The sequence below is a fragment of the Roseomonas populi genome (genome assembly GCF_024594815.1).
GTDB lineage: Bacteria > Pseudomonadota > Alphaproteobacteria > Acetobacterales > Acetobacteraceae > Roseomonas > Roseomonas populi.
Genome location: NZ_JANJOU010000013.1, coordinates 1 through 25,157, shown reverse-complemented (window position 1 = coordinate 25,157; position 25,157 = coordinate 1). Strand labels below are relative to the sequence as shown.

Annotated in this window: 22 protein-coding genes and 1 tRNA gene; 11 read left to right on the top strand and 12 right to left on the bottom strand. The window is 73.2% G+C overall.

What is annotated here, in order from left to right:
* Nucleotides 1-5 precede the first annotated feature (5 nt).
* From NRP21_RS15630 to NRP21_RS15610, 5 genes are all read right to left on the bottom strand, one after another.
* Entirely contained in the window at nt 6-1,019 is a 1,014-nt protein-coding gene (locus NRP21_RS15630) for a CarD family transcriptional regulator (RefSeq protein ID WP_257717154.1), read from the bottom strand.
* A 250-nt stretch (nt 1,020-1,269) separates the two neighbouring features.
* Nucleotides 1,270-1,602: a ferredoxin FdxA gene (gene fdxA, locus NRP21_RS15625; RefSeq protein WP_257717273.1), complete on the bottom strand. Its 333-nt coding sequence runs from the start codon at nt 1,600-1,602 to the stop codon at nt 1,270-1,272.
* A 119-nt stretch (nt 1,603-1,721) separates the two neighbouring features.
* Nucleotides 1,722-3,698, bottom strand: a complete 1,977-nt coding sequence (locus NRP21_RS15620) for a glycosyltransferase 87 family protein (protein ID WP_257717153.1) — start codon at nt 3,696-3,698, stop codon at nt 1,722-1,724.
* Nucleotides 3,695-3,988: an RNA-binding S4 domain-containing protein gene (locus tag NRP21_RS15615; RefSeq protein ID WP_257717152.1), complete on the bottom strand. Its 294-nt coding sequence runs from the start codon at nt 3,986-3,988 to the stop codon at nt 3,695-3,697. The genes NRP21_RS15620 and NRP21_RS15615 overlap by 4 nt, the downstream gene beginning before the upstream one ends.
* A 9-nt stretch (nt 3,989-3,997) precedes the next feature.
* Nucleotides 3,998-6,979: a helicase-related protein gene (locus tag NRP21_RS15610; protein WP_257717151.1), complete on the bottom strand. Its 2,982-nt coding sequence runs from the start codon at nt 6,977-6,979 to the stop codon at nt 3,998-4,000.
* 108 nt (nt 6,980-7,087) lie between these two features.
* On the opposite strand from NRP21_RS15610, the gene NRP21_RS15605 reads away from it, so the two are divergent.
* A complete protein-coding gene (locus NRP21_RS15605; protein WP_257717150.1) occupies nt 7,088-8,278 on the top strand; it encodes an MFS transporter in 1,191 nt (396 codons plus the stop codon).
* Nucleotides 8,275-9,183, top strand: a complete 909-nt coding sequence (locus NRP21_RS15600; protein WP_257717149.1) for a bestrophin family protein — start codon at nt 8,275-8,277, stop codon at nt 9,181-9,183. The genes NRP21_RS15605 and NRP21_RS15600 overlap by 4 nt, the downstream gene beginning before the upstream one ends.
* Nucleotides 9,184-9,193: 10 nt before the next feature.
* Here the strand turns inward: NRP21_RS15600 and NRP21_RS15595 are convergent, their stop codons facing one another.
* From NRP21_RS15595 to acnA, 3 genes are all read right to left on the bottom strand, one after another.
* A complete protein-coding gene (locus NRP21_RS15595; protein WP_257717148.1) occupies nt 9,194-9,955 on the bottom strand; it encodes a metallophosphoesterase family protein in 762 nt (253 codons plus the stop codon).
* A 10-nt stretch (nt 9,956-9,965) separates the two neighbouring features.
* The gene (locus NRP21_RS15590; RefSeq protein ID WP_257717147.1) at nt 9,966-10,868 is read right to left on the bottom strand and encodes a diacylglycerol/lipid kinase family protein; all 903 of its coding nucleotides are present in this window, start codon (nt 10,866-10,868) and stop codon (nt 9,966-9,968) included.
* Between the two features lie 158 nt (nt 10,869-11,026).
* Nucleotides 11,027-13,732 carry an aconitate hydratase AcnA gene (gene acnA / locus NRP21_RS15585; protein ID WP_257717146.1) on the bottom strand — a complete coding sequence of 902 codons (2,706 nt, stop codon included), beginning with the start codon at nt 13,730-13,732 and terminating at the stop codon, nt 11,027-11,029.
* On the opposite strand from acnA, the gene ccmA reads away from it, so the two are divergent.
* Genes ccmA through NRP21_RS15565 form a run of 4 tightly spaced genes read left to right on the top strand, consistent with a single transcriptional unit; the run spans nt 13,731 to nt 16,790 of the window.
* Nucleotides 13,731-14,426 carry a heme ABC exporter ATP-binding protein CcmA gene (ccmA, locus tag NRP21_RS15580; protein ID WP_456300239.1) on the top strand — a complete coding sequence of 232 codons (696 nt, stop codon included), beginning with the start codon at nt 13,731-13,733 and terminating at the stop codon, nt 14,424-14,426. The genes acnA and ccmA overlap by 2 nt on opposite strands.
* Nucleotides 14,423-15,073, top strand: a complete 651-nt coding sequence (gene ccmB, locus NRP21_RS15575) for a heme exporter protein CcmB (RefSeq protein ID WP_257717144.1) — start codon at nt 14,423-14,425, stop codon at nt 15,071-15,073. Before ccmA ends, ccmB begins: the two co-directional genes overlap by 4 nt.
* 33 nt (nt 15,074-15,106) lie before the next feature.
* On the top strand, nt 15,107-15,520 hold the full coding sequence (locus tag NRP21_RS15570) for a hypothetical protein (RefSeq protein ID WP_257717143.1): 414 nt from the start codon (nt 15,107-15,109) through the stop codon (nt 15,518-15,520).
* A 31-nt stretch (nt 15,521-15,551) separates the two neighbouring features.
* Nucleotides 15,552-16,790, top strand: a complete 1,239-nt coding sequence (locus NRP21_RS15565) for an alginate lyase family protein (protein WP_257717142.1) — start codon at nt 15,552-15,554, stop codon at nt 16,788-16,790.
* On the opposite strand, the gene NRP21_RS15560 is transcribed toward NRP21_RS15565, so the two are convergent.
* The 3 genes from NRP21_RS15560 to tsaD are packed head-to-tail and all read right to left on the bottom strand — an operon-like array spanning nt 16,735 to nt 19,604.
* Complete coding sequence (locus NRP21_RS15560; protein WP_257717141.1) at nt 16,735-17,733, bottom strand: NAD(P)H-dependent glycerol-3-phosphate dehydrogenase; 999 nt, start codon at nt 17,731-17,733, stop codon at nt 16,735-16,737. The two genes, NRP21_RS15565 and NRP21_RS15560, sit on opposite strands and share 56 nt — an antisense overlap.
* Nucleotides 17,730-18,554, bottom strand: a complete 825-nt coding sequence (locus tag NRP21_RS15555) for a 23S rRNA (adenine(2030)-N(6))-methyltransferase RlmJ (RefSeq protein ID WP_257717140.1) — start codon at nt 18,552-18,554, stop codon at nt 17,730-17,732. Before NRP21_RS15555 ends, NRP21_RS15560 begins: the two co-directional genes overlap by 4 nt.
* A gap of 15 nt (nt 18,555-18,569) precedes the next feature.
* The gene (gene tsaD, locus NRP21_RS15550; RefSeq protein WP_257717139.1) at nt 18,570-19,604 is read right to left on the bottom strand and encodes a tRNA (adenosine(37)-N6)-threonylcarbamoyltransferase complex transferase subunit TsaD; all 1,035 of its coding nucleotides are present in this window, start codon (nt 19,602-19,604) and stop codon (nt 18,570-18,572) included.
* Nucleotides 19,605-19,652: 48 nt separating this feature from the next.
* Between tsaD and hemC the strand changes: the two genes are divergently transcribed.
* From hemC to NRP21_RS15525, 5 genes are all read left to right on the top strand, one after another.
* On the top strand, nt 19,653-20,687 hold the full coding sequence (gene hemC / locus NRP21_RS15545) for a hydroxymethylbilane synthase (RefSeq protein WP_408639635.1): 1,035 nt from the start codon (nt 19,653-19,655) through the stop codon (nt 20,685-20,687).
* Nucleotides 20,680-21,426, top strand: coding sequence for a uroporphyrinogen-III synthase (locus tag NRP21_RS15540; protein WP_257717137.1), 747 nt, complete (start codon nt 20,680-20,682; stop codon nt 21,424-21,426). The genes hemC and NRP21_RS15540 overlap by 8 nt, the downstream gene beginning before the upstream one ends.
* 11 nt (nt 21,427-21,437) lie before the next feature.
* Nucleotides 21,438-23,141: an MICOS complex subunit MIC60 gene (locus NRP21_RS15535; RefSeq protein WP_257717136.1), complete on the top strand. Its 1,704-nt coding sequence runs from the start codon at nt 21,438-21,440 to the stop codon at nt 23,139-23,141.
* Nucleotides 23,141-24,430, top strand: coding sequence for a heme biosynthesis HemY N-terminal domain-containing protein (locus NRP21_RS15530; protein WP_257717135.1), 1,290 nt, complete (start codon nt 23,141-23,143; stop codon nt 24,428-24,430). Before NRP21_RS15535 ends, NRP21_RS15530 begins: the two co-directional genes overlap by 1 nt.
* 113 nt (nt 24,431-24,543) lie before the next feature.
* Nucleotides 24,544-24,618: transfer RNA gene (locus NRP21_RS15525), tRNA-Thr, on the top strand.
* A 283-nt stretch (nt 24,619-24,901) separates the two neighbouring features.
* Here the strand turns inward: NRP21_RS15525 and NRP21_RS15520 are convergent.
* Nucleotides 24,902-25,157: hypothetical protein (locus tag NRP21_RS15520; RefSeq protein WP_257717134.1), on the bottom strand; the 256-nt coding region annotated here is incomplete at its 5' end.

Below are 25,157 nucleotides of genomic sequence, written 5' to 3'. Positions count from 1 at the left end.
GCGTCCTACTTCTCCTTCTCCGGCTTCTCGGCCTTCTCCGCCTTCTCGGCGGTCTTCAGGTGGTCGAGCAGCTTCTGCGTGGCCGCCGCCTTGTCCGTGCGGTCCATGGCCGCGACCTCGGCCGCCAGCCGGTCCAGGGCCAGCTCGTAGATCTGGCGCTCGGAGAAGGACTGGTCGGGCTGCCCGGCGTTCCGGTGCAGGTCGCGCACCACCTCGGCGATCGCGATCGGGTCGCCGGAGTTGATCTTCTGCTCGTATTCCTGGGCGCGGCGGGACCACATCGTGCGCTTGATGCGCGCGCGGCCCTTCAGCGTGTCCATCGCCTCGCCCATCACCTTGTCGGAGGCGAGCTTGCGAAGGCCCGAGGAGGCCGCCTTGGCCATCGGGACCTTCAGGGTCATGCGGTTCTCCTCGAAGGTGACGACGATCACCTTCAGGGTGAGGCCCGCGACGGGCACCTCCTCGATCCCCTGCACCTGTCCCACGCCATGGGTGGGATAGACGACGTGGTCGCCCGCCTTGAAGTCCTTCCCGGCATTGCCGAGGGGCTTGGGCGGCGGGGCCGGGCGGATGGGGGCCTGGATGACAGGTTCGGACTGGTTGCTGCTGGTCATGCTCGGTGCGGGCGCCTGGGCCTCCGCCGTGCCCGGGGGCGCGGCGGGGCGCGCGGTGGCGCGGGAAGGTGGCGGGGAGGTCTCGGCGTCGTCGGGCTCGGCCCGGGGCGCTGCCTCGACCTTGGCGGGATTGCTGGCGCGGGCGGCGGCGGCCTTGAGCGCAGGCGCCTTCGCGGCGGGCTTCGCCTCGGCCGGCGCCTGCGCCGCCTTCACGGCCGGCTCGGGCTTCGCGGCCTGGGCCGCAGGAGCTGGCCTGGCATCGGCCGGCTTCGGCTCGGCCTTGCCCTCGCTCTTGCGGGCGGTTGCCATGGGCTTCGCCTTGGCGACGGGCTTCGGCGCGGCAGGCTTCTCGGGGGCGCTCTCGGGGGCCTTGCCTGGCGCCTTGCTTCCGGCGGGTGCCTTCATGATGCTCTCCGCGATCTCTGAGACACCGCCGGCGCCGGCCAGGACGCCGGCCACCCGGGGCTGCCCCGACCCCGCAGGGGCCGTGCCTGCCCTGCGGCACGAAAGGCCCCGGCCGGCCCTCGACGGGCCAGTGCGGGGCGCTCGCGTTCCAGGCGATACATTATCACAGGATGTCGATTCCGTCACGCCGCCGTGTCCACTGAGGCCAACGCGGCGGACGGCCCGCGGTTGAGGGGCCGCGAGCGGCCTCTTAGGCCTCGCCGGGGGCGGGGTCGAAGAGGGCCCGCTTGTCGGGCTTCCCGTCCCACTCCTTCGCGTCGGCCGGGGCCTCGCCCTTGCGGGACATGTTCGGCCACTGGGATGCGTAGGTGCGGTTCAACTCGGCCCAGTCCGTCGCGCGCTCGTCGCTGTCGGGGAAGATGGCTTCCGCCGGGCATTCGGGCTCGCAGACGCCACAGTCGATGCACTCGTCGGGATGGATCACCAGCATGTTGGCGCCGACGTAGAAGCAGTCCACCGGACAGACCTCGACACAGTCCATGTACTTGCAGCGAATGCAGTTCTCGGTGACGACGTAGGTCACAAGCACGTCCCTTCACGGCCCGCGGGGCGGAGAAAATGCCCCGTGCGGGGCAGATGGACCGTCGCGGCGCGGCATGCAAGCGAGGGTTTCGCCGGGCGGCGGTGCGCTCTGGGCAGGGTTCAGGACGCGCAGCCCGCCGGGCCGGCCGCGCGCAGGGCCATGCGGCGTAGAACGAAGGCCCCGCCCTGGAAAGTGAGGTGCCGCACCCCGTCCCCTTCCGCGGCCGGAAGGCAGAGCTCGCGCACCGCATCCCCGGACGAGGGCAGCACCCAATCCGCCGCCGGCCTGCCATCCACGGAGACGCCGATGCGCGCGGGCGCACCCCCCGATGCACTGAAGTCGAAGGCAAGCAGCCGGGGCGCGGAACCCTCCGCCCGCAGCACCATCCGCACGCCGTCCTCCGCCCGCGTGCCCTCCGGCCCGGCGGGGGTCCAGCCGGGGGTGGCGGGCAGGGGCCTGGCAACAAGGTAGGTCCAGCCCGCGCCCGCCGCGGTGAAGTCCACCGCCGTGCCTACCGTCAGGTCGGGGGCGGCGAGACGGCGGCCGGGAGCCAGGGTGGCACCGCAGACGATGACTGGGGTCCCGGCAGCGCCCGATGTCCGTTCGCAGGGCCCGGTGGGCACGACCCCGTAATCGGCCATGGTGGCGCGGGTGGACTCCTCCATCGGTAGGTCCGGGCCGAGGGTGAGGAGCCTTCCGCCCGGCGGAGCGCGCAGTCCGGCCTGGATCCGCGCCCGCAGCGGCCCGCCCGTGGCGAGGCCCGTGTCCGTCATGGCGAGAAGGCGGGACTCGGGCGGCAGCGCCGGGGCCCAGATCCCCATGGGGTAGGCGGTGACGAGAACGGCCGCGGGCGACCGGAGGGACGGGGGCGGGGTGAGCGGGCGCGCCTCCGCCCAGGGGCGGTGTCCCCAATCCGGTGCCCGGGTGGCAGCAAGGAGAAGGACGGCAACCGAGAGGGCCACGAGCCGCCGCATGCGTCCGGGCACCCAGGCAGCGGGAAGAATCACCAGCAGCATCCCCGCCAGAAGGTCCGGCACGATCGCATAGCGGTGGATGGCGAAGCCGAGCAGCCAGGCTGCCGTGCCCACGAGAAGGAACAGCATCGCCCGCAGCCGCGCTTCCTCCACCGGCGCGGGGCGGCGCCGGGCGAGGAGTGCCGCAGCGAGGACCAGGAGGGAGAGCGGCAGGGCGAGCAGCAGGCGCGGGTCGTCGGAGGGGAACTCGGCCGTCGGATGCGCGCCCGTGGCGATCCACCAGGGATAAAGAAGGGCCTGCCCCAGCCCTTGCGGCACGAAACGGAGGTCGGCGAAGGAATCCGGGTTGGCGGAGGGTGAGCGGAACACCCCGTTCATGGCGGGGAAGACCGGGTTGCCCAGCGTCGCCCAGAGATAGGCGGCCCAGGCGCCGCCCGTTAGGAGGATGCCGGCGGTACCCCCGGCCGCAATGCGCCAGGCCGCGGCAAGAGTGGCCCCGGCCCCGGCCCCGCGCCAGGGCAGCAGGGCGGCCGCGGCCAGGGCAGGGATGAAGATCGCGTTCGTCAGCTTCAACCCCACCGCCGCGCCGACGAGCAGCCCGGCGGGGAGGAAAAGGCGCGGATTACCCTGCCAAGCGCGGATGAGGACCAGCAGGCCCAGCAGCAGCGGCGCGGACAGGGCGAGGTCCGCGAAGCTCGTGCCGATCTCCGAGATCGCCATGGCCCCCGCGGTGCCCGCCAGCACCGCTGCGGAGCGCACCGCGAGGTCCCGCGCGCCCAGTGCCCCGGCCAGCAGCCAGGCGGCCGCGACCGTCAGCGCCTGCATCGCGGCCTGCGCGACAGCAACCGCCGGCGGGGGCAGGGCTTGGCGCAGGAGGTGGAGCGGCAGATAGGGCAGGGGGTTGAAGTAGCCCTGGATGCCGGCCGGGCCGACATCCAGCGCCAGACACCCTTGCAGCAGGGCATAGGGCCCGTACTCGTGGTAGTTCTGCAGGTCCCAGTTCGTGTCCTCGCCGGCCCACAGGGCCCAGACGGAGAAGAGGACGAAGCCGACGGCCCAGGCGCGAAAGGCGCCACGCCAGGGAAGCGACGGAGTGGGACGCTCGACCGGGTCCGGGCTCAACCCGGCGCGATCTCTTCGTAGAGAGTCCTAGCCTCGGCGGGTGGGCCACGGCGTGCCGCCAGGGCCTGCACGCGCCAGACCTTCACCACGCCGCGCTCCGGCCCGCCCAGGGCGAGGGTGAGCACGTCGCCCGCGCGAAGGCGGGCGGCGGGCTTGTCCACGGGCTGGCGGTTCAGACGGACGGCGCCGGCCTCAATCAGCGCGGCGCAGGCGGAGCGGGTCTTGGAGAGACGGGCGCACCAGAGCCACTTGTCCAGGCGCTGCCAGTCCCGGTCTTCCGCCTCCGCCATGCGCCCGGGTCAGCTCTTCCCGAGCTTCAGCTTCGCCAGCACGGCGAAGGGGCTGTCCGGGTCCGGGCCCTTGCCGCGCGCGGGCTCGAAGACCGGGCGCGGGGTGGCGGGGCCGTCGTCCCGTCGGTCGCGGCGCGGGCCGTTGCCGTACCCACCGCCCGGGCGGCCCTCGGAGCGCCCGCTGCGCGGCGGGCCGCGATCCTCGCCGGGCGCGCGGTTGCCGCGGTCACCGCGGTACTCGCCCCGGTTCTGGCCTCCGCGGTCGCCCTGGCGCTGACCATCCCTCTGGCCGTCCCTCTGGCCGCCGCGCTCGTCGCGCCGCGGGCCGCGCGGCTGGCGGGCCTCGCGCGCCTCGGCCGGGGTTCCGGCCTCGGCGCCCGCGGCTTCAGCCGTCGCGCCCTCGGTGGGTGGCGCCTCGCCTCCCTCGGCAGGCTTCGCCTCGGCCGGCGCGTTGCCCTGGCCTCCACGCTGCTGGCCGCCGCGGTTGCGGTCGCCCCGGCGCTGCCCCTCGCCGCGGCCCCCGCGATGGTGGTGCTCCTCCCGCCGCGCGGCGACGAGCTGCGGCGCGGGCGGGCCGAAGGCGTCCTCAGCCAGCGGCTCGGGCGTCACCAGCCGGAAGCCCAGCGCCGTCAGCACCGCCGGCAGCGTGTCGGCCTTGGCGCCCAGGCGGCTGGCCACGTCCACGGGCAGGGCGGCGGCGGCACGGCGGGTCAGGTGGCCCAGCTCTCCGGCGATGCGCTCCGCCACGTCCAACCGCACCAGCATCGGCCCGGCCTGCACCCAGCCCATGGTGGCGCCGAAGCCGCGCGGCCAGTCGCGGGGCGGGGTGATGGAGACGAGGCCGCCACCGGGCAGCTCCGGCACCGCCTGGTTCGCCTTCAGCGCCCAGAGCTGCGCGCGCAGCGCCATGGGGCGGGGCTTCAGCATCTCCGGGATGTAAAGGGCAAAGCGGCCGGCGCGCACGCCGATGGCCTTCAGCTTCGCGCGGATCTCCGGGGTGATCTCCCGCTCCGTGCCGCCGGGCAGAAGGCCCAGGAACTCGCGCAGCCGGAAGAGGTGGCCGCGCAGCTCCGCGTCCTCCTCGGCCTTCTTCTCGGCCTCGATCAGGGGCGCGAAATCGCGCGCGACCAGGGCCTCGAACCAGGCGGCGAGCTTGGCGCGGATGCGCTCGCGGTCCGCCCCGTCCACGAACTCGGAATCGATGGGCTCGATCACCGGCTTCTCGGGGGTGGCGCCGGGCTTCAGCTTCGCCACCTCGGCTGCCTCGTCGGCCCCTTCGGACTTCCAGGCGATGCGCTGGAACTTCGTCAGGCTGAAGGCGTCGTCGGGCGCCGTCTCCAGCGCGGCCACGCGGCGCGGCATCTCCTCGCGCAGCGCCCGGCGGGCGGCGCGGAGCATCACCTTGCGCTCCTCCTCGTCCTCCGCATCGGCGGCGGTCTCGAAGAGAAATCCCTTCACGGCGCCGACAACATGTCCCTCGACCGTGACCTCACCGTTCCGCGCGACCGCCGAGAGGAGGTTCTCCTCCCCCTCGTCGAGCTTGCGGATCAGGTGGGCCGCACGGCGGTCCACGAAGCGGGCGGTGAGGCGTTCGTGCAGCGCGTCGGAGACATGGTCTTCGGCAGCGCGGGCGGCCTCCTGCATGGCGTTGGCATCCTTCAGCCAGTCGGAGCGGGCGGCGACATACGTCCAGGTGCGGATCCCCGCAAGCCGGGCCATCAGCGTGTCCAGGTCGCCCTCGGTGTTGTCGAGGTACCGGATCTGGGAAGCGGCCCAGTCCGCCGGCAGATTGCCATCCTCCACGAGATGCCGAAAGACTCGTGCGCAGAATCGTGTGTGACTCTCGTCCGCCAGCTTGCGGAAATCCGGGATCTGGCAGGCCTCCCACAGCAGCCGCACCCGCGCGCGGCCCTGCGCCAGCTTGCGGATGTCCGCGTCGCGGGAGAGGTGCTCCAGCGTGATGTGGTCCGTCGCGTCGTTCCCGCGCGCAAGGCCCGGGCGGGGCGGGGGGAGGGAAAGGCCGGTCAGCAGCGCGTCCAGGCTGGAGAGGTCCAGGTCGCTGTTGCGCCACGCGAGCTGCGTCAGCGGCTCGAAGTGATGGTTCTCGATCTTGTGGACCATGTCCTCGGGCAGGGGCGGGCAGTCTGCCGTCACGCCGAAGGTGCCGTCCCGCATGCCGCGCCCGGCGCGGCCGCCGATCTGCGCCGCCTCCTGCGCCGTGAGCTGGCGGGGGCGGTGGCCGTCGAACTTCTGGATGGAGGCGAAGGCGACATGATCCACGTTCATGTTCAGCCCCATCCCGATGGCGTCCGTCGCCACCAGGAAGTCCACCTCGCGGTTCTGGTACATTTCCACCTGCGCGTTGCGCGTGCGGGGGGAGAGGCGACCCATCACCACCGCGCAGCCGCCCCGGCGCCGCCGGATGGCCTCCGCGATCGCGTAGACCTCCCCCGCCGAGAAGGCGACGACGGCGGAGCGCGCGGGCAGGCGGGTGAGCTTGGCGGGCCCGGCATAGGTGAGCTGCGACAGGCGCGGGCGGCTCTCCACCTCCGCCTGCGGGATCAGGCGCTGGAGGAGGGGGCGGATCGTCTCCGCGCCGAGGAACATGGTCTCCACCAGGCCACGGGCGTTCAGCAGCCGGTCGGTGAAGACATGCCCACGGTCCGGGTCGGCGCAGAGCTGGATCTCGTCCACCGCCACGAACTCCACGCGGCGGTCCAGCGGCATGGCCTCTACCGTGCAGGCGAACCACTTGGCGTCCGGGGGCAGGATCTTCTCCTCCCCGGTGATGAGGGCGACGTGCCTCTCGCCCTTCACGGCCACCATCCGGTCGTAGTTCTCCCGCGCCAGCAGGCGCAGCGGGAAGCCGATGATGCCGCTGGAATGGGCCAGCAGGCGGGTGATGGCCAGATGGGTCTTGCCGGTGTTGGTCGGGCCGAGGACGGCCTTCACCCGGGATGCGAACATCTGGCGGTCTGAGAAGGAGCTCATCTTCGGGGACGTGTGGGGTGCCGGACCGCGATTGGCAAGCACATAGGCTGAACATCGGGCCTAGGCGCCCTTGGCAATCCCTGGCCTGTCCGGGATTTTGGCGCACCGATGAATCCCGCCCCCAGCCCGGCCCGCACCTTCCTGGGCCGCTTCGCTTTCCTGCTCGCCGCCAGCTTCCTCGGCGTGGGGGTGACCATGCCGTTCCTGCCGCCCTTCCTGGCGGCCAAGGGGTTGGGGCCGGAAGCGGTGGCGCAGATCCTTTTCGCCGGATCGCTGATCCGCTTCATCGTCAGCCCGGCGCTCGGCCGGCTAGCGGATCGGATGGGCGACGGGCGGCGGGTGATGATCCCCTGTGCCTGCCTGGCGGCCCTGGTGGCACCCCTTTTCCTCCCCGCCGAGGGCTTCCTGGCGGTGCTGGCGGTGCAGCTTCTCTTCGCCGCCGCCATGGCCCCCCTGAGCCCCATTGGTGAGGCGATGACCCTGGCCGCGACGCGGCAGGCCGGGGTGGACTACGGGCCGGTGCGGGCGGCAGGCTCGGCCGCCTTCATCCTCGGCGCCCTCGGGGCGGGGGTGCTGGCGGCCCGTGCGGGCTACGCGGCCGTGCCCTGGCTGCTGGCGGGCTGCTACGTCACCGCCGCGCTCTCCGCCTGGACGCTGCCGAGGCCGGAGCGGGGCGCACACCGGCCCGTCCCGGTCGGGCGGGGCGGGCTGCGGGGCATCTTTGCCCTGCACCTCCTGCGGCGGCCTGGCTTCGGGCGGCTCGTCCTCATCTCCGCACTCATCCAGGGCAGCCACGCGGCCTATTACGGCTTCTCCTCCATCCACTGGGCCCGGGCCGGGCACTCGGCGGAGACGATCGGGCTGCTCTGGGGGATCGGGGTGGCGGCGGAGGTGCTGCTCTTCCTCCTGGCGCGGCCGTTGCTCGGGCGGCTCTCCCCGCGCGGGCTGATGGTGCTGGCTGCCGGGGCGGGGGTGGTGCGCTGGACGGCGCTGGCCGCGACCACGGCCCTGCCGCTGCTGGTGCCGCTGCAGGTCATGCACGCCCTGACCTTCGGCGTGCAGTACATGGGGGCCATGCGGTGGCTCTCGGCCAATCCCCCGCCCGGCGAGGTCCTGTCCGCGCAGGCGCTTCACGCGGCGCTCGGCACCACCGGGGCACAGGCCGTGTGCCTGCTGATGGCGGGCTGGCTCTATGCCCATGCCGGTGTCGGGGCCTTCGTCGCCATGGCCGTGCTCTGCGCCATTGCCGCGCCCGTGGCCCTCTCCTGGAAGGCCGGGGCCTGGAGGGCCGCCCGATGATCGTTCGTTCGCGCCCTGGCCCGCTGGACCTGCTGTTTGCCATGCGCGGCTCCATCGTGCCGCTGGTGGCGCCGCGCGTGCTGATCGTGGCCGGGCTGGCCCTGGTGCTGGCCGTGCTGGAGCGCCTGGTGCCCGGCCGCTTCCCGGAGATGACGGCGGCGCCCTTCACCGTGCTGGGCCTTGCCCTGTCCATCTTCCTGGGTTTCCGCAACAGCGCCTGCCACGCCCGGTGGTGGGAGGCGCGGCAGCTCTGGGGGCAGCTGATCACGGAGAACCGGCACTTCGCGCGGGAGGTGGTGGCGCTGGTGGCCGATCCGGCAGCGTGCGGCCGCCTGGCCCGGCGGAGCGCCGCCTTCGCCCATTTGCTCGCCGCCGCGTTGCGCGACGCGGAGGGGCTGCAGCGCGCCCGGCCATGGCTGCCGGCCGGGGAGGCGGAGAGGCTGGGCGGGCTGCGCAATCCCGGCGCGGCCGTGCTGCGCGCCCAATCCGCCGAGCTCGCCGCCCTGCTGCGGGGCGGCAGGATCACGGACATCCTCTACCAGACGCTGTCCGAGCCCCTGGCGCGCATGACGGCCGTGCAGGCGGGGTGCGAGCGCATCCACAACACGCCGCTGCCCTACGCCTACTCCCTGCTGCTTCACCGCACGGCCTGGATCTTCTGCCTGCTCATGCCTTTCGGCTTCGTCGGTACGCTGGGCTTCGGCACGCCCGTGGTGGCGGCCATCTTCGCCTATACCCTGTTCGGCCTGGACGCGCTGGGCGACGAGCTGGAGGACCCATTCGGGCTGGAGGCGAACGACCTGGCGCTGGACGCGATGGTGCGGGTGATCGAGATCGACCTGCTGGAAGCCCTGGGGGAGCCGGCGCCGGAGCCGCTGCAGCCGGTGCGCTACGTGCTGCGGTGAGGGGCCGCGCTCACGCCCAGGCCTCGCCGTTCCAGTGGTGCACGGTCCAGCGGGCGCGGCCGTTCTCCACCACGACGCGGTTGTAGGCGTTCGCCTCGCCGCGCAGGCGGGTGGAGGTGGCGGATCCGGCCTGGAGGACCGTCAGCCGGTCGCCCTCCTCGGCCGTGACCTTGTGGATATTGTGGAAGCCCACGTGCAGGTGGCCGGAGAGGACGAGGCGCACGCCGCCCCGCGCCAGGTCGCGCAGCGCGCGCTCCCCCCGGCGGACCACTGGCGTTCCCGGTTCCTCCGGCGGGGCGAGAAAAGGGTGGTGCGCGACGACGATGCGAAAGGGGCCGTCCGGCAGGCGGCGGAGGCGGCGCAGCAGGCGCAGCAGCCCGGCGCGGGGCACCTTCCCGTTCTCCCACTGCAGGTGCAGCCCGCCGCGGGAGACGGTGTTGAGGCCGATCACCTGGATCTCCTCGTCCTCGAACATCGGCTCCGTGTCCTGGGCGATGAAGGACTCCCACCGCCCGAAGGGGGAGAGGAAACGCTCCCACGGGTAGTAGGCGGTGATGTCGTGGTTCCCCGGCACGGCCATCCAGGGCACGCGCAGCCCGTCCAGGAAGGCACGGGCCTCGCGGTACTCCTGCCGTCGCGCGCGCATGGTGAGGTCGCCCGAGACCGCGACGAGATGCGCGGGATCGGCGTTGAGCCGGGCGAGGAGCGCATCGGCCGCCCGCTTGTCCACCCGGCAGAAATGCAGGTCGGAGATGTGGTCGATGATCCTCATGCCCGTCCGCTCATGCGGGACGCAGCGAGAGGACGCGGAGGGCACGCGGGCGGAGCGCGTACTGCAGGGGTGTGCGGAGGACCGAGCCCTCCCCGTCGTTCATCACCAGCAGGCGCTTGCGGCGGGAGTGGATGGCGAAGGCGGGGCTGGTGAGGATGTGGATCTCGCTGGAGCGCTTCCACATGCCCAGCGCCATGGCGATCATCATCTTCGCCGTCCAGCCGATGGAGAAGTTGCGGCTGACGTAGAGGTAGAGCGTGCCGCTATCGAGGCGGGAGCGGTGGAACATCAGGCCAGTCCCCTCCTCGTAGCCGTTGTTCACGATGGACATGGCGCGAGTCCAGAGGCGCCAAGGCTTCACCCATCCCGGGGCGTTCACCATCAGCCGCATGGGGCGCTGGCGCAGGAGGGCGCGCAGCACCGCCATGGCAACGCGCATCACGGCATAGAGGCCGCCCTTGCGCCGGAAGCGCTGGCGCGTGCGGCCGATGGTGTTGGGCACGCCGATCACGGACTGGCAGAGGAAGACCTGCCCGTTCACCTCGCCCACGTCGATCGGGCGGGTTTCGGCGGTGGCCAGGGCCTCGGCGGCGGCCAGCGGGTCCAGCGGGACGCCGAGGTCGCGGGCGAGAAGGTTCAGCGTGCCGAGCGGGATCACGCCGAGCACGCGGTCCGTGCCCGCCAGCCGGGCCGCCACGCCGCGGATGGTGCCGTCCCCGCCGCCGACGAGGACGATCGGGGCATCGGTGGCGATCGCCGCCTCCAGCCGGGCGGCGATGTCCTCGCCGTGCTCGCGGATCACGGTCAGGTCGAAGCCGGCCCGGCGCAGGGCGGCCTCTATCAGCGCGGGCAGGTCCGGGCGTCCGGCCAGGGTGCCGGCGCGCTCGTTCATCACCAGGACGGCCCGCCTCATGCGTCGCCGATCATGCGTACCCGACCCCTTCTGACGGCGGGCGAACGCGGCGCCCGGGGCGGGGTTGCGCCCCCGGGCCGGCCGGGGTTGCCGCAGATGCGAAAAGGGCGCGGACCTTTCGGCCCGCGCCCCCTTTCATCCCAGAGGTAAGTTGCGGATCAGGCCGCGACCTTCACCCCGGCCATGCTGCGGAGCACGTAGTGCAGGATGCCGCCCTGCTTGTAGTACTCGACCTCGTCGGCCGTATCGACGCGGCACTGCACCTGGGTGCGGGTCTCCGTGCCGTCCGCGCGGTGGATGACGATGTCGAGCATCATCCGGGCCTTCAGGTCCTCGAGGCCGAGGATGTCCACGGTCTCCTCACCGGTGATGCCGAGAGTCTTGCGGTCCTCGCCCGGCTTGAAGACCAGCGGCAGCACGCCCATGCCCACCAGGTTGGAGCGGTGGATGCGCTCGAAGCTCTCAGCGATCACGGCCTTGGCGCCGAGCAGGAAGGTGCCCTTCGCGGCCCAGTCGCGGGACGAGCCCGTGCCGTACTCCTTGCCGCCGAAGATCACCGTCGGCACGCCCTCCTCCTTGTAGCGCATGGCCGCCGTGTAGATCGGCAGCACGTCGCCCGAGGGGTAGTGCTTGGTGATGCCGCCCTCGATGCCCGGGACCAGCTCGTTCTTGATGCGGATGTTGGCGAAGGTGCCGCGCATCATGACCTCGTGGTTCCCGCGGCGGGCGCCGTAGGAGTTGAAGTCGGCCTGACGGACCTGGTGCTCCAGCAGGTACTCGCCGGCGGGCGAGGCCTTCTTGATGGAGCCGGCCGGGGAGATGTGGTCCGTGGTGATGCTGTCGCCGAGCTCCGCCAGGATGCGCGCGCCCTTCACGGAGGCGATGGGCTTCGGCTCCACGCCCATGCCCTCGAAGTAGGGCGGGTTCTGGACGTAGGTGGAGCCGGAGTTCCAGCGATAGGTGTCGCTGCCGGCATCGACCTTGATGGCCTGCCAGTGGCGGTCGCCCTTGAACACGTCGGCGTAGCGCTTCTGGAACATCTCGCGCGTCAGCACCTCGTGCACCACGCCGTTGATCTCGGCCTGCTCCGGCCAGATGTCCTTCAGGTACACGGGCTGGCCATCCTTGCCCGTGCCCAGCGGCTCAGTCGTGATGTCCTTCGTGATGGTGCCGGCGAGGGCGTAGGCGACCACCAGCGGCGGGGAGGCCAGGTAGTTCGCGCGCACGTTCGGGTGCACGCGGCCTTCGAAGTTACGGTTGCCGGAGAGCACGGAGGCGGCGACCAGCTTGTGGTCCTCGATCGCGGAGACGATCGCGTCCTCCAGCGGGCCGGAGTTACCGATGCAGGTGGTGCAGCCGTAGCCGACGGTCTGGAAGCCCAGCGCGTCGAGGTCCGCCTGCAGGCCGGAGGCGTTCAGGTAGTCGGTGACGACCTGGGACCCGGGGGCGAGGGAGGTCTTCACCCACGGCTTCGGCGTCAGCCCCTTCTCACGCGCCTTGCGGGCGACGAGGCCGGCCGCGACCAGCACGTAGGGGTTGGAGGTGTTGGTGCAGGAGGTGATGGCGGCGATCACCACGTCGCCGTGGCCCAGGTCGTAGTTCGCGCCGGCCACCGGCACGCGGGCGCCCAGCGGGGGCGCGCCCTCGACCGCGAGGTTCGGCAGCTCCTTGGCGAAGGAGGTGGAGATGTCCGTCAGCACCACCTTGTCCTGCGGGCGCTTCGGGCCGGCCATGGAGGGCAGCACCGTGGAGAGATCGAGCTCCAGCGTGTCCGTGAAGACCGGGTCGGGCGTGCTGTCGTCGCGCCACATGCCCTGGGCCTTGGAAATCTCGCGCACCAGGTTGATGCGGTGCTCGTCGCGGCCGGAGAGGCGCAGGTAGCCCAGCGTCGCCTCGTCCACGGGGAAGAAGCCGCAGGTCGCGCCGTACTCAGGCGCCATGTTGCCGATGGTCGCGCGGTCGGCGACGGGCAGGTTGGTCAGGCCAGCGCCGTAGAACTCCACGAACTTGCCGACCACGCCCTTCTTGCGGAGCATCTGCGTGACGGTCAGCACGAGGTCGGTCGCCGTCACGCCTTCCTTCAGCTTGCCGGTCAGCTTGAAGCCGATCACGTCGGGGATGAGCATGGCGATGGGCTGGCCGAGCATCGCGGCCTCGGCCTCGATGCCGCCCACGCCCCAGCCGAGCACGCCCAGGCCGTTCACCATGGTGGTGTGGCTGTCCGTGCCGTAGCAGCTGTCGGGGTAGGCGTAGACGTCGCCGGCGTCGGTGTCGGTCCACACAACCTGCGCCAGGTACTCAAGGTTCACCTGGTGGCAGATGCCGGTGCCGGGCGGCACGACGCGGAAGTTGTTGAAGGCGCCCTGGCCCCAGCGGAGGAACTCGTAGCGCTCGCCGTTGCGCTCGTACTCCAGGTCCACGTTCTTCGTCAGCGCGTCCGGCGTGCCGGCCACGTCCACCATCACGGAGTGGTCGATGACGAGGTCCACGGGGACCAGCGGGTTCACCTTCTGCGGGTCGCCGCCGAGCTTCAGCATGCCGTCGCGCATGGCGGCCAGATCGACCACGGCGGGAACGCCCGTGAAGTCCTGCATCAGGATGCGCGCGGGGCGGAAGGGAACCTCCTGGGAGGACTGGCCCTTCTCGAGCCAGCCGGAGATCGCCTTGGCGTCGTCAACCTTGTAGCTGCCGCCGTTCTCGAAGCGCAGGATGTGCTCCAGCAGCACCTTCAGGGAATTGGGCAGGCGGGTGAAATCGGCCCCCAGAGCCTTGGCCGCCTCGGGGATGGAGAAGTAGTGGTAGGTCTTCCCGTCCACCGCCAGCGTGCGCTTCGTCTTGAGGGTATCCTGGCCGTACTTGCTCATGCGTCGCAATTTCCCCGAGCGGCTTGAAAATCAAGGGCGCTTGAAGCATGGCGGGGGGGTTCCGGTCCAGGGGCCGGAACCTTTCGCGGGGGGTATGGCTGGCTTGCTGGACGCGGTGGATCTGGCCGCGCGCCGCGGCGGGCGGGTGGTCTTCGCCGGGCTGTCCTTCGCCGCCCAGCCGGGCGACGCGCTGCTGCTGCTGGGGCCGAACGGGGCGGGGAAATCCACCCTGCTGCGGCTCCTGGCCGGGCTGCTGCGCCCGGCCGCGGGGCATGTGGCCTGGGAAGGGGAGGACGCGGCTTCGGACCCTGCCGCGCACGGTGCCCGCACGCGCTACCTGGGCCACCAGGACGCGATCAAGCCGGCCCTGAGCCCGGAGGAAGACCTGCGCTTCTGGTCCCGGCTGCGCGGCGGCGATCCGGCGGCGGCGCTGGAGGCGGTCGGGCTCTCGCCGCTCGCCGCTCTGCCCTGCCGCACCCTCTCGGCCGGGCAGAGGCGGCGCCTGGCCCTGGCGCGGCTGACCCTCGGCGACGCCCCGCTCTGGCTGCTGGACGAGCCGACGCTGGGCCTCGACTCGGCCTCGGTGGAGCGGCTCGGCGGGCTGCTGGCGGCCCACCGGGCACGGGGCGGGATCGTGCTGGCCGCCACCCACCTGCCGCTGCCCATGCCGGGCGCGCGGGAGCTGCGGCTGTGATCGCCGTTTTTCTGCGCGAACTTCGCCTCGCCTTACGCCACCCGGCGGAGGCGCTGGCGGCGGTGCTGTTCTTCGTCATCGTCTGCGCTCTGTTTCCCTTCGGCGTGGGCCCCTCCCCGGAAGCCCTGGCGCGGCTGGCGCCGGGTGCCCTCGTCACTGCCGCGCTGCTGGCCGCGCTGCTGCCGCTGGACCGCCTCTTCGCGGCAGAGGCGGAGGACGGGTCGCTGGACCTGCTGCTCACCGCCGGCCTGCCCCCGGCGGGACTGGCCTTCGCCAAGGCGGCGGCGCACTGGGCCGTCACCGGCCTGCCGCTGCTCCTCGCCGCCCCGGTCGCCGCGGCGCTGCTGGCCCTGCCGGTGGAGGGGTGGGGCGTGGCGGTCCTGGCCCTCGGCCTGGCCTCTGCCATCCTTTCCCTTCTCGGCACTCTCGGGGCGGCACTGACGCTTGGCGCGCGGCGCGGCGGCGTGCTGCTGCCCCTGCTGGTGCTGCCGCTCGCCGTGCCCGTGGTGATCTTCGCCGCCGGCGCGATCGAGGCCGGGGCAGGGGGCGGCGAGCCACGCCCCTTCCTGCTCCTGCTGGCCGCTTTCCTGGCCGCAGCGCTGCCGTTGGCGCCGCTGGCGGCCGGGGCGGCGCTGCGGGAGGGTTGAACCGGCACCGATTTAGGCGCGATACCCTGCATCATGGCCTTCAAGGGAAAGCCGCCCGGCTCGGGCTCCGGAGAGATGTCGCGGCGCACCGTCGCGCTGCGGCCCTCCATCGACCTGCCGCCGAAGAAGCGGGACGACGCGCGCCGCCTCCGCCGCGCGGGCCACGAGCCCGCGCAGATCGCGGAGATGATCGGCGCGCCGCTGGAGGAGGTGGAGAAGGCCCTCGTCCAGATGCGGATGCCGCGGCCGGAGACGACGCGTGGCACCCTCAACGTGACGCTCGCTGCCCACGCGCTGGTCATGAAGGAGCGGAAGGGGGACGAGCCGCTCTGGCAGACCATGGACCGGCTGCTGGACGAGTTGCTGCGCCACCGCGCCTCCGAGGCCGCCCGCGCCCGGCGCCGCCATGGCGAAAACGGGGAACTGCCTCTCTTCCCCGAGACCTGACGCGCCTGCCCGGGGCGGGCAGAATGGGGCCATGCCGCCCCGCCGTTCCATCCTTGCCGCGCCCGCACTCCTGCTTCTCCGGCCGGAAGGCGCCTTTGCCCAGCCGAACCGGCGCGGCCCGCCGCCATCGAATCCGGAGCCGATCGGCCCCCGGCCGGAGCGGCGGCGCCTGGCCGGGCCCTTCCGGCGGGCCCCTGCCGCCAGCGGCCCGAACTTCGCCTGCGAGGTGCTGCCGCGCCCGGTGAGGAACCTGGAGGGCTTCGGCTACTTCCTCGACCCCGCCTCCTCGCGCGCCGACCCATCCCGCCTGGCGATGGACGATGCGGCCGCGAAGCCGCTTTGGGATTGGCTGGCCGTGGTGCAGCGCGCCCTGGCCGTGCACCGGGCCGGCAAGGCCGGCGGGGCGGCCTGCGCGGTGGAGTCCATGGATGTCTGGGCGCGGAACGATGCGCTGCTGGGCGCCTTCAACCTGCAGGCGAGCTACCACCGCGTCCTCGTCCTGGCCGGGGCCTCGCTCTCCTTCCTCGCGCTCCGGCGCGCGCCGGGGCTGGTGCCGTCGCGGGCGGACCGGGTGGCGCGCTGGCTGGCCGCCGTCGCGAACGAGGCGCGGTTCCGGTACGACCGCCGCTCCGAGGCGCTGATCAGCGACACCCGGAACCACCAGGCCGCCTGGGCCGGGCTGGCCTCGGCGGCGGCCGGGGTGGCGGCGGGGGATCCGGTGCTGCTGGACTGGGGCATGGGGAAGCTGCGCGCCCAGCTGGCCCAGGTGGATGCGCGCGGGGCCCTGCCGCAGGAGCTGCGGCGCGCCGGGCTGGCGCTGCACAGCCATCTGCGGGCGCTGGAGGCGGTGGCGGCGCTGGAACGGCTGGGCGCCGCCAACAAGATCGAGCTGACAGAGGCGGAGCGCGCTGCCTATCGCCGCCTGCGGGACTTCTGCCTGGTCCATGCGCGGGAACCGGCGAGGATTGAGGCGCTGGTCGGGGTGGCCCAGGCGGATCCCTGGCTGGGCGATGCCCCGCCGCTCTCCCGCGCCGCCGGGCTGGAGATCGCGGCCGTTGCGATGCCGGACCCGGAGACCGAGGCCGCCCTGGCCCCCTTCCGCCCCCTCTCCGAACCGCGTCTCGGGGGTGAGGTGACGGGATGGTGGCTTCCGGCCGGTCCTACCGCCTCAGCCACGCCCCAGTCTGCTTCGCCCCAGTCTGCTCCGCCCGCCGCTACTCCGCCCGGCGAGGACGGCCGAGAAGACTCTCCATCGCCCCCTGAACCGTAAAGGCCCCTTCCAGGACCCCGGCCACGGCGGCGCAGATCGGCAGTTCCACCCCGGCCGCCGCGGCGCGGGCGAGGAGGGCGGGGGCGGTCGCCGCGCCCTCGGTCACGGAGGAGCGGCCGGCGAGCACGTCCTCCGCCCGCTCCCCGCGGCCAAGGGCGAGGCCGAGGGAGAAGTTGCGGCTGGACGCGCCGGCGCAGGTGAGCATCAGGTCGCCCAGCCCCGCCAGGCCCGCAACCGTGTCCCCGCGCCCGCCCAGCGCCACCGCCAGGCGCGCGATCTCCGCCAGGGCGCGGGTGACGATGGCGGCGCGGGCGTTCTCCCCCAGCCCGGCGCCGATCGCGGCCCCGGCGGCGATGGCCGCCACGTTCTTCGCTGCCCCGGCCACCTGCACCCCGAGCGGGTCCGACCCCGCGTAGAGCCGGAAGCCGGGCGTGCCGAGGCGGGCAATGGCGGCCCCGCGCAGGGCGGCGTCCGCGCTGGCGACCACGGCGGCGGCCGGCAGTCCTTCCGCCACCTCATGCGCGAAGTTGGGGCCGGACAGCACGGCGGCCGGCAGGCCGGGGCGGGCCTGCGCCAGGATCTCCAGCGGGAAGAGCAGCGTTCCCGCCTCGACGCCCTTGGCGACGGCGATGCTGGGCGGGAGGCGCGGCAGGTCGCCCAGCACGGCGCCGAGATGCTGGGTGGGCACGGCCAGCACGGCGAGTTCGGCGCCGGAGAGAACCTCCCGCGCGTCGGCCGTGACGTGCAGGCCGGGGGGCAGGTGGGTGTCGGGCAGGTGGCGGGCATTGCTCCTCAGGGCCTGCATGGCCAGCGCCCGCGCCGGTTCCCGCGCCCAGAGGGAGACCTCTCCGCCGGCACGGCGGGCCTGGACGGCCAGCGCCGTTCCCCAGGCGCCGGCGCCGATCACGGCGAGCTTTCCGTGCCCCTGCATGGACTGGCTCATTCGGGCACGATCTCCGTCACGGCCCAGCCCTGCCCGGGTTCGTCACTCCGAAAGGCCGCGTTCAGGGCGGCAAGGATGGCACGGGCAGTGTCCGCGAAGCCGAAGGGCGGGTTGAGCACGACCATGCCGCTGCCATTCAGCCGGGTGGGATCGGTGGGCTCCCGCAGCCACAACTCGAGGGCCAGCACGTCGCGCAGGCCGGATTCGCGCAGGGCGTCGTGGAAGTCGCGGACGGGAGTGCGGTGCTTCACCGGGTACCAGGCGGCCTGCACCGCTGGGCGGAAGCGGCGGGCGACGCCGCGCATTCCCGCCACCAGCCGCTCGTACTCGCCCTCCTGCTCGAAGGGCGGGTCCATCAGCACCAGGCCGCGCCGCTCGGGGAAGGGGGTGAGAGCGGTGAGCGCCTCGTAGGCGTCGCGCCGGTGGATGGAGACCTGGGCATCACCTTTGAAGGCCGCGCGAAGGGTGTCGGCGTCCTCTGGGTGCAGCTCGCACAGGGCCAAGTGGTCCTCGGTGCGCATCAGGGCGCGGATCAGCGCGGGGCTGCCGGGGTAGGTGCCGCGCGGGAAGGAGCGGACCACCTCGAGCCAGGGCAGCAGCGGCCCCTCCTGCACCCGCTCCAGCAGCCCGATCCCGTCCCGCCACTCCCCAGTGCGGCGGGCCTCCTCGGATTGCAGGTCGTAGAGGCCGATGCCGGCATGGGTGTCCAGCACGCGGAACGGGGTGGGCTTGCGGGCCAGCGCCGTGACCAGGGCGTGGACCAGGGCGTGCTTCATGCAGTCCGCGAAGTTCGCGGCGTGGAAGGCGTGCCGGTAGTTCATGGGCGGTCGTTCATGTCAGACGGTCAGTTCATCCAGCGGCCAGCGGGGGCGGGGGGCGTGGTCCCAGGGGTCGGTCAGGCCCTCGCGCAGCCGCTCGATCCCCGCCCAGGCGACCATGACGGCGTTGTCGGTGCATAGGCGGATGGGGGGCGCGACGAGGGGCAGGCCGGCCGTTTCCGCCACCCGCGCCAGGGCGGTGCGGAGGCCGGTGTTGGCCGCGACGCCGCCGGAGACGACGAGGGCGGTGGCGCCGGGCGCCATGGCGAGGGCGTGGCGGGCGCGGTCCGCCACCACGGCAGCCACGGAGGCCTGGAAGGCGGCGGCGATGTCCGCGCGGTCGCCGCCCTTGGCCACGGCCTGCGCCACGGCCGTTTTCAGGCCGGAGAAGGAGAAGTCGCAGCCGGCCCGGCCCATCAGGGGGCGGGGCAGGGGGATGCGGGCGGGATCGCCCTGTTGCGCCAGGCGCTCCAGGTGCGGGCCGCCGGGCCAGGGCAGGCCCAGCAGCTTCGCGGCCTTGTCGAAGGCCTCGCCCACCGCATCATCCAGGGTGGTGCCCAGGCGGCGGTAGCGGCCCAGCCCCTCCACCGCCACGCACTGGCAATGGCCGCCAGAGAGAAGGAGGAGAAGGTAGGGGAAGCGCGCCCCTTCCGGCAGCAGGCCGGGAAGGCGGGGGGTGAGGGCGTGGGCCTCCAGATGGTTCACCGCCACGAAAGGCAGCCCGTGCGCCATGGCCAGGCCCTTGCCGTAGCTGGCGCCCACGATCAGCCCGCCGATCAGCCCCGGCCCGGAGGTGGCGGCCACGCCGCCGAGGTCGCCCGGCGCCACCCCGGCGCGGCCCAGCACCTCCGCCACGAGATCGGGGAGGCGGGCCAGGTGGGCGCGCGCGGCCAGTTCGGGCACCACGCCGCCGAAGCGGGCATGGTCCTCCGTCTGGCTGAACACGGTTTCCGCGAGGATGGTGCCGTCCGGCGCCAGCACGGCGGCGGCCGTCTCGTCGCAGCTGCTCTCGATCCCCAGGACGGGCCCAGGGACCGGACCGGCAAGGTCCATTCCGTCACATGCCTTCCACGTTTCGCGGCGCGGTTCTAAGACGCCGCCATGTCGTCTGCCCACCCCGCCCCGGACCCGATCGGGGCCCTGAAGGCCCCGGCCCCGACCGGGGCGCCTAAGGTGCGCCCGCATATGCGGAGCCTACCGCTGCGCGTGGGCACCCGCGGCTCGCCGCTGGCCCTGTGGCAGACGCGCTGCTTCCTGGAAATGGTGCTCCATTTCTGCCCGGTGCTGCGCAATGCCGGGGCCTTCGAGGAGCACGTCATCCAGACATCGGGCGACGCCATCCAGGACCGGCGCCTGGCTGATGTGGGCGGCAAGGGCCTCTTCGCCAAGGAGATCCACGAGGCGCTGCTGGACGGGCGGATCGACTTCGCCGTCCACAGCCTGAAGGACCTGGAGACGGAGATGCCCCCCGGCGTGGTGCTGGCCTGCACCCTGAAGCGGGAGGACAGCCGGGACGTGCTGATCCCCGGCCCGGGCATGGGCGCGCTGGACCCGGCGGACCCGATCGGCAGCATCCCCGCCGGCGCCCGGCTGGGCACGGCCAGCCTGCGGCGCCAGGCGCAGATCCTCCATTCCCGGCCCGACCTGGCCGTGGGGATGATCCGCGGCAACGTGCAGACCCGCCTGCGAAAGTTGGCGGAGGGGGAGGCGGACGCCACCCTGCTGGCGCTCGCCGGGCTTCGGCGCATGGACCTCTCCCCGCCGGGCATGGTGATCCTGGACCCCGAGGCGATGGTGCCGGCCGCCGGCCAGGGCATCATCGGCGTGACGGTGCGGGAAGAGGATACGGAGCTGCACGAGCTGCTGGGCGGGATCGAGGACCGGGAGGCACGCGCCGTTTCCCGGGCTGAGAGGGCGCTGCTCGCCTCGCTCGACGGCTCCTGCCGCACGCCTATCGGCGGCCACGCGCGCCTGCTGCCAGATGGGCGCCTGCACCTGACCGGGCTGGTGGCCCGGCCGGACGGATCGTTCTTGCTGAAGCGCAGCCTGCACGGGGCGGTGGCGGATGCCGAGGCGATCGGCGCCGAGCTCGGCGACAGCCTGCGGGCCGACAGCCCGGCCGACATCTTTGGCTGAGGGGCCGCCCGCGGCCCCTGCATGCCTGATCACCCGGCCGGAGCCGGGGGCCTCGGCCACGGCCGCGCGGGTGGCTGCGCTGGGCTGGCGCCCGGTGATCGCCCCCGCCCTGGTCCTCACCCCCCTTCCCATCGAGCCCGTGCCGGGCGCGCGCGCGGCGCTGCTGCCTAGCGCGGCCGCCATCCCGGCCCTGGCCGATGCCTGCCCGCCGGACCTGCCCGTGCTGGCGGTGGGGGAGGGGACGGCCGATGCCGCCCGCGCGGCGGGCTTCAGGGACGTGGCGGCGGCCAGTGGCGATGCCACCTCCCTCGCTTCCCTGGCCGCGAGCCGGCTGGACCCGTCCGCGGGGCCGGTGCTGCTGGCAGCGGGAGAGGGCTATGGCGACGAACTGGCGGCAGACCTCCTCTCGCGGGGGTTCGATGTGATCCGGCGGGATGCCTATGCCGCCGCGGAGAGCGCCGTGCTTCCGCCGGAGGCGCACGCCGCCCTTCGGGCGGGAGAGGTCCGGGCCGCCCTTTTCCTTTCGCCGCGCAGCGCCCGGGTTGCACTCTCCCTGCTGCGGGCGGCCGGGTTGTGCGGCGCGGCAACCGACATTCGCGCCCTGGCGTTGAGCGGCCGCGTGGCCCGGGCCGCGTCCGGACTTCCCTGGAAGGGGCTGGACGTGGCGCCACGACCGGATCAGGACGCGTTGCTGGACCTGCTCGGTCCCCCTCCCTCGACGTCTCTCCCAGAAGGATGAACCCTGATCCCATGAGCGACACGCCGAAAACCCCCCCGGGCAGCGCCCGCGCCAAGGTCAGCCCCGCCGCCCCCGGCGGGAAGGGGGGCAAGACGGGCGGCGCCGCCAACCCGGCCGGCAAGGACGCCACCTCCCCGGCCGGGCCCATCCCCTCCGCCGCCGAGATGGCGCAGGGCGGCGCGCCCGCGGAGCCGACGCCCTCCGCCGGCCTTGATCCGTCCATGGCCGCCGGGACCGCCCCTGCCGGAGCCGAGCTCGCCGATTTCGCGTCCAGCGCTTCCGCATCCACTGGGGCGCCCATTGGGCCATCCACTGGGCCATCCACTGGGTCTGCGTCCGGCGCAACTCGATCCACCGGTGCTGCCCCCATTGGGGCCGCCTCGATGGGGGCCGCGCCTGCCGGGACCGGTCCGGTGCCGCCCGCGGCCGCCCCGGTCACGCCGCCCGCCCCGCCACCCCCGGCGACGCTGAACGCACCCGCCCGGCGCTTCGAGCCGGCTATCCTGCCCATTGCGGCCGCCGTGGTCGTGCTCGGTGGGGCCGTGGCCTACCTCGTCTCCAGCCCGCGCGACCGGCAGCCGGCGCCCGCCGCCGTGCAGCAGGCCGATGCGGCCCGGATGGCGTCCGTCGATTCACGCCTCTCCGCGCTTGAGGCTCGCCCCTCCGCCGCCGGCCTGGCGGAGCGCGCCGCGAACGCCGAGCGCCGCCTGGACGCCGCCGAGGCCGCCGCGCGCGATCTGGCCGCCAAGCCCGTGGTGGATGCGGAGGCCCGTAACGGCGTGGCCGGGCTGAACACCGCCCTGGAGGCGGCGCGCAACGCCGTGGCCGAGGCGCGCACCGCCGCCACGGAAGGGCAGCGGCGGCTGGAGGAGCGCCTTGGCGCGCTCGACAGCCGGGTCGCCGAGGAGAGCCGCCGGGGCGAAGCCCGCATCGCCCAGGCCGAGGGCACGCTGGCGAACCGCCTGACCGGCGCGGAGCAGGCGCTGGCCGCCCGGGTGACCGCGGCGGAGCAGGCCTTCGGGCCGCGCCTCGCCGCCCTGGACCAGGCGCTGAACCAGCGCGTGGAGGCGGCCGGGCAGGCGATGAACAGCCGCGCCGATGCCGCCGCGAAGGCGGTTGACGAGCGCCTTTCCAACGCCGAGGCCGAGATGAACCGCCGCGTGGCCGCGCAAGAGGCCGCGCTGGCCCAGCGGGTCCAGCAATTCGAGCAGCGGCTGGCGCAGGCCGAGGCGGCGGAACGCCGGCTCGGCGCCCTGGCCGCGCGCGGGCAGATCCAGACGGCGCTGGAGGCCGGGCGGCCGCTCGGGCAGGCCCTGTCCGGGCTTTCCGGGACGCCGCCGGTTGCCCTGGCCCGCTACAGGGAAGCGGCCCCCCCGACGGAGGCGGCGCTGCGCCTCTCCTTCGAGGACGCGGCGCGCGCCGCCCGCCTGGCGGCCGAGCCGCAGGGCGGCACGGTGACCGAATCCGCCCTGGCCCGGCTGCAGGGGCTGGTGACGGTCCGGCGCGGCGATCAGGTCGTGGTGGGCGACGCCGTTTCCGGCGAGCTGGAGCAGGCGCGGCGGTCGCTCGACGCCGGGGACCTGCCGGGCGCCGTTGCGCGGCTGGAGAAGCTGCCGCCGCCCTCCCGCAACGCCATGGCGGGCTGGATCGGGCAGGCGCGCGACCTCGTCGAGGCGCGGGCGGCCCTGCGCGATCTCGGCACGGGGAGCAACTGATGCTCCGCGCGATTTGGTTGCTGATCCTCCTCGCTCTCGGGGTCTGGGCGGCGCTCTTCCTCCGTCAGACCGGCGGGAACGTGGAGATCACCGTCGGCAACACCTTCATTGGCGTGCCCGTCTGGCTGGGCTTGCTCGGGGCTGTGGTGCTGTTCCTGGTGCTGCACGGCCTGCTTTCCGGCTGGAGGTCGCTGCGGAACTGGCCCGCGCGGATCCGCGCGCGGCGCGAGGCGCGGCACCGGCGCGATGGCGATGCTGCGGTGACCCGCGCGCTGGTTGCGCTGGCCGCCGGCACGCCGGACCAGGCGCGGTTGGAGATCCGCCGCGCCCGGACCCTGCTGGGCGACACGCCGCACACGCTTCTGCTGACGGCCGAGGCCGAGCGCATGGCCGGGCGCAACGAATCCGCGAACGAGGCCTTTCGCCTCCTCTCCCAGAGGGAGGACGGGAAGTTTCTGGGACTTCGCGGGCTGCTGCGGGACGCGATGCAGCGCGAGGACTGGCCCGCCGCCCAGCGTCTGGCGCGGGAGGCCGAGGCTGCCCAGCCCGGCGCGGCCTGGGTGAAGGAGGAGCGCGCGGCGCTGGCCCTGCGGACCCGCGACTGGCGCGAGGCGCTGGCGCTCTCGCCCGCCGATGGAATGACAGGGCACCGGCGGGCGGCGTTGGCCCTGGCCGCATCCATGCAGGAGCCGGAGCCGGCCCTGGCGGCCTCGCTGGAGAAGCAGGCGCTCTCCGCCGATCCTGGCTTCGCGCCGGCCGCCCTGGCGGTGGCCCGGCGGCAGGCGGGGGAGGGGAGCCCGCGGCGTGCCAAATCCACGCTGCAGACCGCCTGGAAGGCTGCGCCGCACCCCGACCTCGCCGAGGCGTATCTGGCCGATGAGGGCGATGCGCTGGCCCGGGTGAAGGCCGCAGAGGCGCTGACTCAGGAGAATCGGGGCCACCCCGAGAGCCGCCTCGTGCTCGGCCGATCGGCGCTGGCCGCGGGACTGACAGGGCGGGCCAGGGCAGAGCTGGAGGCGCTGGTGAACTCCGGCGTCGCCGACCGGCGCGCCTACCTCGCCATGGTGGACATGGACGCCGTGGAATTGGGCGACAGCGCTGCGGGCCGGGCTGCCGAGGCGAAGTGGCTGCGCGCGGCCGCGGCCGCGGCACCGGAACCGCGGTGGCAGTGCCTAAACTGCGGCACGATCCATGCGCGTTGGGAGCCACTGTGCGAGGCCTGTGGCACACCCGGCCGCATCGAGTGGACAGGTGGGGTATCTAAGGGCGGTGCGGTGGCCACCGCCTGATATCTTCCTCGCGCGTGCCGGGTTCGTGCACGCGCGAGGTTGCCCCGCGACGCGGCTGCCGCTAGAAGGCGCGGCACCGCAGCGCGCCGGAGGGTTCCGGCGCTGCTGAATGGGCCGGGTTAGCACAGCGGTAGTGCAATCGATTCGTAATCGATAGGTCGCGAGTTCGATTCTCGCACCCGGCACCATTCCTCCTCAAGCACGCTGGTCGCCCCGGCCCCGAATGCCCACGGTACTGCCGCTATGCTGGCGGATACGGGGCGCTATGCTTGCCCGTCATGAAGCACGACCTGGGCAGGACTTTCATCCGGGCCCGGTGTTCCCCAGATAGCTGTTGTTCCATTTCGGTCGATCAACTCTCGACAGTGCCATAGACGGCTTCTTTGCTGTTGCGATGCTGTGGGGTGAAGGCGCCGCGGGGTCTCGGGAAAATTCGGTGAAAAAAGCTCTTGCGCCTCGACGGCGGCGGGGCTACATCGCCGCTCCCGCCGACGAGCGAAGGTTCTTCTCCGGAAGCCACCAAATGCTGCAAAGCAAAAGGTGTTGACGAGGGAAGAAGAACTGAAGTAAAGAAAGCGGGCCGAAGCGAAGAGCTTCGAGTTGTTCCTTCAAAACTGCATCTGGTTTTTTGGAAGTTATGGACGCGTTGATGTGTCCTGCTTGCTGGGGTGGCCGATTATGGTTGTCTTGGTAGGTTGGGGTGTATTGAGCGTCGAGAATGGTGAGC

Coding starts and splice junctions, on each gene's coding strand:
- NRP21_RS15630 (WP_257717154.1), bottom strand. CDS start 1,019: ATGAAGGCACCCGCCGGAAGCAAGGCGCCAGGCAAGGCCCCCGAGAGC.
- NRP21_RS15615 (WP_257717152.1), bottom strand. CDS start 3,988: ATGGCGGAGGCGGAAGACCGGGACTGGCAGCGCCTGGACAAGTGGCTC.
- NRP21_RS15610 (WP_257717151.1), bottom strand. CDS start 6,979: ATGAGCTCCTTCTCAGACCGCCAGATGTTCGCATCCCGGGTGAAGGCC.
- NRP21_RS15605 (WP_257717150.1), top strand. CDS start 7,088: ATGAATCCCGCCCCCAGCCCGGCCCGCACCTTCCTGGGCCGCTTCGCT.
- NRP21_RS15600 (WP_257717149.1), top strand. CDS start 8,275: ATGATCGTTCGTTCGCGCCCTGGCCCGCTGGACCTGCTGTTTGCCATG.
- NRP21_RS15595 (WP_257717148.1), bottom strand. CDS start 9,955: ATGAGGATCATCGACCACATCTCCGACCTGCATTTCTGCCGGGTGGAC.
- NRP21_RS15590 (WP_257717147.1), bottom strand. CDS start 10,868: ATGAGGCGGGCCGTCCTGGTGATGAACGAGCGCGCCGGCACCCTGGCC.
- ccmA (WP_456300239.1), top strand. CDS start 13,731: ATGCGTCGCAATTTCCCCGAGCGGCTTGAAAATCAAGGGCGCTTGAAG.
- acnA (WP_257717146.1), bottom strand. CDS start 13,732: ATGAGCAAGTACGGCCAGGATACCCTCAAGACGAAGCGCACGCTGGCG.
- NRP21_RS15570 (WP_257717143.1), top strand. CDS start 15,107: ATGGCCTTCAAGGGAAAGCCGCCCGGCTCGGGCTCCGGAGAGATGTCG.
- NRP21_RS15565 (WP_257717142.1), top strand. CDS start 15,552: ATGCCGCCCCGCCGTTCCATCCTTGCCGCGCCCGCACTCCTGCTTCTC.
- NRP21_RS15560 (WP_257717141.1), bottom strand. CDS start 17,733: ATGAGCCAGTCCATGCAGGGGCACGGAAAGCTCGCCGTGATCGGCGCC.
- NRP21_RS15555 (WP_257717140.1), bottom strand. CDS start 18,554: ATGAACTACCGGCACGCCTTCCACGCCGCGAACTTCGCGGACTGCATG.
- tsaD (WP_257717139.1), bottom strand. CDS start 19,604: ATGGACCTTGCCGGTCCGGTCCCTGGGCCCGTCCTGGGGATCGAGAGC.
- hemC (WP_408639635.1), top strand. CDS start 19,653: ATGTCGTCTGCCCACCCCGCCCCGGACCCGATCGGGGCCCTGAAGGCC.
- NRP21_RS15535 (WP_257717136.1), top strand. CDS start 21,438: ATGAGCGACACGCCGAAAACCCCCCCGGGCAGCGCCCGCGCCAAGGTC.
- NRP21_RS15530 (WP_257717135.1), top strand. CDS start 23,141: ATGCTCCGCGCGATTTGGTTGCTGATCCTCCTCGCTCTCGGGGTCTGG.